The organism is Mesorhizobium sp. 1B3, from assembly GCF_050958605.1.
Lineage (GTDB): Bacteria > Pseudomonadota > Alphaproteobacteria > Rhizobiales > Rhizobiaceae.
In genome coordinates this window covers 363,013-369,630 of sequence record NZ_JBJHDO010000006.1, presented here as the reverse complement: position 1 = coordinate 369,630, position 6,618 = coordinate 363,013, and the positions used below count along the sequence as shown (strand labels likewise).

6 protein-coding genes and 1 pseudogene are annotated in these 6,618 nt (G+C 64.8%); 3 read left to right on the top strand and 4 right to left on the bottom strand.

What is annotated here, in order from left to right:
* A pseudogene (locus ACCO56_RS19050) lies at positions 1-294 on the top strand (serine hydrolase domain-containing protein); the annotation flags it as partial.
* A gap of 142 nt (positions 295-436) precedes the next feature.
* Here ACCO56_RS19050 and ACCO56_RS19045 read toward each other — a convergent pair.
* The 4 genes from ACCO56_RS19045 to ACCO56_RS19030 are packed head-to-tail and all read right to left on the bottom strand — an operon-like array spanning position 437 to position 4,484.
* Positions 437-1,582, bottom strand: a complete 1,146-nt coding sequence (locus tag ACCO56_RS19045; protein ID WP_433642388.1) for a threonine synthase — start codon at positions 1,580-1,582, stop codon at positions 437-439.
* A gap of 3 nt (positions 1,583-1,585) precedes the next feature.
* Positions 1,586-3,100: a tripartite tricarboxylate transporter permease gene (locus ACCO56_RS19040; RefSeq protein ID WP_433642387.1), complete on the bottom strand. Its 1,515-nt coding sequence runs from the start codon at positions 3,098-3,100 to the stop codon at positions 1,586-1,588.
* 3 nt (positions 3,101-3,103) lie between these two features.
* A complete protein-coding gene (locus ACCO56_RS19035) occupies positions 3,104-3,517 on the bottom strand; it encodes a tripartite tricarboxylate transporter TctB family protein (RefSeq protein ID WP_433642386.1) in 414 nt (137 codons plus the stop codon).
* A 4-nt stretch (positions 3,518-3,521) separates the two neighbouring features.
* Positions 3,522-4,484, bottom strand: a complete 963-nt coding sequence (locus ACCO56_RS19030; protein WP_433642385.1) for a Bug family tripartite tricarboxylate transporter substrate binding protein — start codon at positions 4,482-4,484, stop codon at positions 3,522-3,524.
* A 132-nt stretch (positions 4,485-4,616) separates the two neighbouring features.
* On the opposite strand from ACCO56_RS19030, the gene ACCO56_RS19025 reads away from it, so the two are divergent.
* Together ACCO56_RS19025 and ACCO56_RS19020 are read left to right on the top strand one after the other, a co-directional pair.
* Positions 4,617-5,801, top strand: a complete 1,185-nt coding sequence (locus ACCO56_RS19025; RefSeq protein WP_433642384.1) for a M24 family metallopeptidase — start codon at positions 4,617-4,619, stop codon at positions 5,799-5,801.
* Positions 5,802-5,829: 28 nt separating this feature from the next.
* The gene (locus ACCO56_RS19020; RefSeq protein ID WP_433642383.1) at positions 5,830-6,612 is read left to right on the top strand and encodes an IclR family transcriptional regulator; all 783 of its coding nucleotides are present in this window, start codon (positions 5,830-5,832) and stop codon (positions 6,610-6,612) included.
* Positions 6,613-6,618: the final 6 nt, after the last annotated feature.

Here is a 6,618-nt window from a genome sequence, read left to right as displayed (position 1 = left end):
AGCGAGTGGGTCGAGGCTTCGGTCACGCCGGATGCAGCCCACCTCATGCCGGGCGAGACCGGCCTCTCGGACTCCCCGTTGGGTTACGGTTATCAGTGGTGGGTGATGGACGGGTCGGAAGGCGAGTTCGCGGCTATCGGCGTCTACAATCAATTCGTTTATGTAAACAGGGCGCGCCAAGCCGTGATCGTAAAGCTGTCAGCCAGCCGCGACTACGGCCTTAGCAATGACGAGACGTCGTACCGCGAGTTGGAGACCATCGAAGCCTTGCGAGAAATCGCGAGGACGGCATAGCCAATGGACGCTATCAGCCAGGGTGGCCGCCGGCTTCAGGCGCTCCACTCGAATTTTGCCCGGCGGAGCAGGACGGCGCGCCGCGCAATCGCGCTCCAACGGTGAATCTCGTTGACGGTGGCATGACACCTCTCGCAGGCTTTCAGGAACTTTCCTTATACCCGTGCGAGGTGCCGATCAGAACGGCGCTGCGGATCGTCTCGCCCGGACGCTGGATCGCTTGCCGCAAGCCTGTCAGCGACGCCGCAGCCGAAAGCTCGAGGTAGAGGCCATTGCGCGCGAGCGTCTGCTGGTCAGCTAGCGCTTGGTCCTGCGGGACGGAAACCGCCGTGCCGCGGCTCTCCGTAACCGCCAGGTACGACTGGTAGGTGACCGTCGCCCCGCCGATGGAGACGAGCAGCGACTTGCCGGGAAAGTGCATGCGGAGGTCTTGTCCAGCGAGGACCTCCTTCAGCCGCGGGAACGGCTCCACGGCGATCAGGCGCGGCAGACTGGATCGCTTGCCTTCCGCGACAGCGTCGGCCAGGCCGCGATAGATGCCCCAGAGCAGATCGCCGCGCGCTGTCGGCACGAAAACCGCATCGACTTCGGCTGTCGCTTCATCCTCGGCCAGTTCGTAGCCGAGAGACTTGTAGCCCTCGACGCCGTAGGCGTCGCTCCCGACTGGCGGATCGAGGTAGTTGGTGGCCGACGCATAACCCTCCTCGCGCACCTTGCGGCGCACGATCGCCCAGCGTTCCAGGCTGTCTTCCGTATAGATGATCTCAGCGCCGGCCATCTCGATAGCGCGCCGCCACGGAGGGCTGATAGCCGGCGTGGTGACGATGACGCAGCGGAGACCCGCCGCGGCTGCGTAGGCCGCCAGCGAGGCGCCGGCATTGCCGCTCGACGCGGCGATGACGCCGGGTCCGCCGCGATCCTTCGCGCGCGCCACGAACTGCGCGCTCATCCGGTCCTTGTGCGAACCGGTGGGATTGGCGCTCTCCAGCTTGATCGAGAGCCGCCCGAGGCCGAGCTCGTGCGCAAGGGCAGGCAATTCGACGAGCGGTGTGTCGCCCTCGCCGAGACATGGGAACGAGATGTAGGGGAGCCTGTGGGCGAAGCGCTGCATGCCGCGACCGCCGCCCCCAAACGCCGGCGGCACGGTTTCGTCATACACCGGCACGACGCTGGCAGGATGCCCGTCAGCCAGACAGCTCGGACATCCCTCCGGGTAGTCGGCTACGGGGTGGATCGCTCTGCATCGGATGCATTGGAAACCGGTCAGATGTTTGTTGATCGCTTGCATGACTCATTCGGTACTCTTGGGAGGGGAGATCGGAGTTGGGCGCAGGCGCATCACCGCCGGCAGAAGCAGTATCAGCAAGGCGGCGACCACGAAGACCGCGCTGAGAGGGCTGAGCAGGAACGCACTCACCTGGCCGTTTCCGATGATGAGGCCCTGCATGAGGCTTTCCTCGAACAGCCGTCCAAGCACGAAGGCGAGGAGCAGCGGCGCTACGTCGAACCCGGTCTTGCGAAGGCCGTAGCCGATGACGCCGAAGGCCAGCATCGCCGCCACGTCGAACATGTTGTTGTTGAGGCTGTAGGCGCCGATGACGCAGAAGAAGAGGATCAGGATCGACATCACCGCGCGCGGCACGCGAAGGAGGGAGACGAACAGCCCGACGAGCGGCACGTTGAGCACGACGAGGATGGCATTGCCCACGAACATGCTCGCGATCACGCCCCAGAACATCTCGGGATGGTCGACGATCAGCCGCGGGCCCGGCGTCACGCCAGCCATGAGCAGCGCGCCCATGATAACGCCGATCGTCGCATTGGCCGGAATGCCGAGGCAGAGCAATGGGACGAAGCTCGCTTGCGCTCCCGCGTTGTTCGCCGCCTCGGGTCCGGCGACGCCGGCGACGGCGCCTTTGCCGAAGGCTTCGGGCGCCTTCGAGATCCGGCGCTCCAGCATGTAGCTGGCGAAGCTCGCGATCATTCCGCCGCCGCCCGGCAGCAGTCCGAGGAAGAAGCCCAGCAGGCTGCCGCGCACCACCGGCGCGGCGGATTCGCCGAGCTCCGTCCGGTTCGGGAGCAACTCCCTGAGCCGTTTGGGAGTTGGGACCGCCTTCGTGCTTTCATCCCGGTCCTCGGCCATCAGCAGCACCTCGCTGATGCCGAACAGGCCCATCGCCAGGATGGCGATGTTGAAGCCGTCGCGTAGCGGCGCGATGTCGAACACGAAGCGTTCGTCGCCCGAGACGAGATCGACACCGACGGTGGCGAGAAAGAGCCCGAGCCCGATCATGGCGACCGACTTGATGCGCGACCCTTCGCCCACGCCGAGAACGAGCGTGAAGCCGAGGATCAGCAAGGACGTCTTCTCGATAGGGCCGAAAGCAAGCGCGAACTCGGCCACGCCGGGGCCAACGAGTGCGATGCCGACTGTGGCGACGATGCCGGCGAAGAAGCTGCCGAATGCGGCGATCGCGAGCGCCGCCCCCGCGCGCCCCCGCCGCGCCATCTGGTAGCCATCGATACAGGTGATGACACTTGCCGCCTCGCCGGGGATCTTCACGAGAATCGACGTGATCGAGCCGCCATACATCGCGCCGTAATAGATGCCGGACAGCAGGATGATGGCGCTGGTCTTGTCGAGATAGACCGAAATCGGCAGCAGCAGGCTGATCGTCGCGGTCGGACCCAGGCCGGGCAGGACGCCGACTGCGGTGCCGACGATGCAGCCCGCAAGCGCGATCAGCAGGTTCCAGGGCGTGGCCGCTTGCGCGAAGCCCTGAGCAAGATCACCGAGAACATCCATCAGCTATCCCCAGATCGCTCCGCCCGGAAGCGGCACCATCAGCGTGCGCTCGAACAGGAGCCAGCTTCCCAATGCTACCGCCGCGGCGATGATGACAGAGCGAGGCAGCGACATGCCTTCAAAGTGCAGGATCGCGGCCGCCACGATCGCCAAAGCCGGCAGCAGGCCGATGGCGGCGGTCAGAAGAAGGATCGCGACGAAGCCGGCACAATAGGCGAGCGCCGGCGACGCGAACCTCGCTGTCTCGCCGGTATCCCTTGCGAGAATGGTCCATACGCAGGGCACGATCACCATGGCGCACGACACCACAGGCATGAGTCCAGACCCCGGCATGCCCAACGACCAGATGCTGTAGTGAAGCAAGGAGTAGATCATCGCGACGGTAGCCGCGACGATCAGTGAGACGGCGCCTGCCACGCCGCTAGAGCCCCAGTTCCTTGATGGCCTGGCCGAGATTCGCATAGGCCGCCTTGGCGCGTTCGGTGAACTCCTCGCTGTTCCAGTAGAGCTTTCCGCCCTTCACCACCTTGAGATAGTCGGCGAACTCTGGCGCGGCCTGAAGCTCCTTCACCGCGTCATTCCAGTAGGTGACGACTTCGGCGGGGAGGCCGGCCGGCCCGACCAGCCCGTAGGTCGCTTCGACGGCGATGGGCTGCCCCATTTCGCCGAAGGTCGGTACGTCGGGGAATGCCGCGATCTTCTCGGTTCCGGTGGAGGCCAGGAGCCGCACCTGGCCGGCGTCGAGCTGCGGCCCATAATCGGACGACACGGAGGCCTCGATGTGGCCGCCGAGCAGTGCGGTCATGGCTTCCGAGCCACCCTTGAAGGGCACGAAGGTGGCTTGAGCCTTGGCACGACGGAAGGCTGCCTCCGTCGCAAGATGGGCGGCGCCGCGGACCGCCGCGGTTCCCCATCTGAACTTGCCGGGATTGTCGACCGCGAACTTCACGGCATCATCCCAGGTCGCGAACGGACTGTCCGCCTTCACGTAGAAGGCGATCGGCACGAAGACGTGGGCCGCTACATAGGTGAAACTGGTGAGCGGATCGTACGGCACCTTCTGCAGGTGCGGCGTCGTGCCGAAGGGGCTGACCGAATAGAGGCCGAGCGTGGTCCCATCGGGTGCCGCGTCCGCGACTTGGGCCGTGCCGATCGTGGCGCCGGCGCCGGGGCGAAAATCGACCGCGGTGGCCTCTCCCTTCTTATTGCTGGCGAAGTCGGCGATCACCCGCCCGCTCAGGTCGCCCGCACCGCCGGCGGCAAACGGAATGATGATTGTCGTCGGGCGCGAGGGATAGGCCTGTGCGCTGGCCGGCCGCGGCAGGCCGAGGATGCCCATGCCAGTGAGGCTCAGGCTCGAGAGAAGGAAACCGCGTCGATCCATGTCATTCCCCTGTGTGTTTCTATTATCGCAACACTGTTTCGATTTCCTATTGTATTGACGACCGAAATCTGTTGTCAATGCCGCGTCGCCTTTTGGCGCGAACCAGAATCATTCGATATGGGAACCGCACGCATGCTACAGACCGGCGCCGCCCTGGCCGCTCAGATCGCAACACTCGCTGGAGAGAGGCTCGACCGGACCCGCCACCAGATGGCGGCTGACAAGATCGACTTGCTCGTCATCGCGAGCCCGGAGAATGTGCTTTATGCCACCGGCTACGAGAGCATGGGCGCGACGATCAACCGACGCTACAGCTACGCAGCGCTCGTCACTCTGGACAACGCGATGCTGGTCGCGCCGGCGGCGGACTTTGCACCGGCCATCGATGCGGGCTTCGCGCCGGACAGTATTCACACATTCGGAAAGTTCTTCTTCAGCGGCGACACGCCGTCGTCGCACACCGAGGCGCGGCACGGTTCGTTCGACGGCGCGCTCCAGGAGGCGCTGAGCGGGGTGAAGGCGAAAACCGTGCTGGCGGAACGGGCATACCTCGCCAATGGAGCGCTGGACGCGCTGGCGGAAAGATTTGGGCAAGTGGCCGACGCAACGCCGTGGATGCTTGCCGTACGTGCCCGCAAGCTGCCGCTGGAGGTCGAACTCCTCCGCTACACGACCCTCATCACCGAGCGAGCCATCGAGGCCGGCATCGCCGCCGCGGCCGTGGGCACGACCGACAAGGCGATTGCTTCGGTCGTCGCTTCGCACATGTCGCTTGGCGGCGGCTTGCCGCGCAACGTCACGGTCGTCGGCGGCCTGCGCAGCGCGCTGGCGGACGCGATGAGCACGGAACGGGCTCTGGCGGCGGGCGACCTGCTGCGCTTCGACGTCGGATGCAGCTATTACGGCTACAAATCCGACATGGCCCGCACGGCCGTTATCGGCGAGCCAACCAAGCTTCAGGTGGAACGCTACGCCGCGCTGCTCGAAGGGCTCGACGTCACGATCGACGCGATGAGACCCGGCGTTCGTGCCAGCGATGTGTTCGACGCCGGGGTCAAGGCGGTCGAGGCGAAGGGTTTCCGGCCATATCGCCGCCAGCATATCGGGCACGCCATCGGCATGGCAGTGTATGAAGCGCCCGTCATCATGCCGGAAAGTTCGGATATCCTTCAGGCGGGCAGCACATTCTGTTTGGAAACTCCGTATTACGAGCCGGGCTGGGGCGGTATGATGGTCGAGGATACGGGGCTCCTCGTCGACAGCGGCTTCGAACTCTTTTCAACGATCGACCGGTCTCTGCGCGTCGTTCCCGCCTGAGATCGGCCGGGCAATCGGGATTTGTCTCATGGTAGCGGGCGCAAAGCTCACAGGAAGCAGCCAGTCCCTTCAAAGGGGGCTGGAGATCCTGATCATCCTCGACAAGGCGGCTGCTCCGATGGGCGTCCGTGAAATCGCGCGGCAGCTGGAGGTCAATCCCACCATCGTCCAGCGGCTCATCAACACGCTGGCGCAGAACCATTTCGTCACGCAGGATCAGGAAACGCGCCGCTATTCGATCGGGTATCGGGCTTTCGGCCTCGGCTGGAGCCTGACGAAAAAGGATCGCTTGATCTCGGTGGCCAAGCCCGAGCTCGACATGCTGGCGACGAAACACTTGCTCAACGGTTATCTCGGCGTGCTGCGCGGCGCGCGTGCGGTCTACATTCTCTCGACCCAAAGCGAGGGGCCGATCGTCATCCGCAGCGTGCCGGGAAGCGAGACCTATCTGCACAGCACCGCGCTCGGCAAGGTTCTGCTCGCCGGGCTTCCCGACGACGAGGTCGAGAAGCTGCTCACGGGAGAGCGGCTCGAGCAGGTGACACCCAAGACCTGCACCGATCCAGCCGTGTTGATCGAACAGATCGGGGAAATCCGACGCCAGGGCTATGCGATGATTGCCGGCGAGAACATACCGGGTGTCGTTTCCGTCGGCGCTCCGATCCGCGACGCCTCGGAGCGGACGGTCGCCGGCTTGAGCACTGCATTCGCCGAATGGGCATCGCCGGAGTTCGACATTGGAAAGGTCGTCACCCTGGTCAAGGAGAGCGCGAAACGCATTTCGCAGATGCTTGGAAGCCAGAGTGAATGATCTGAC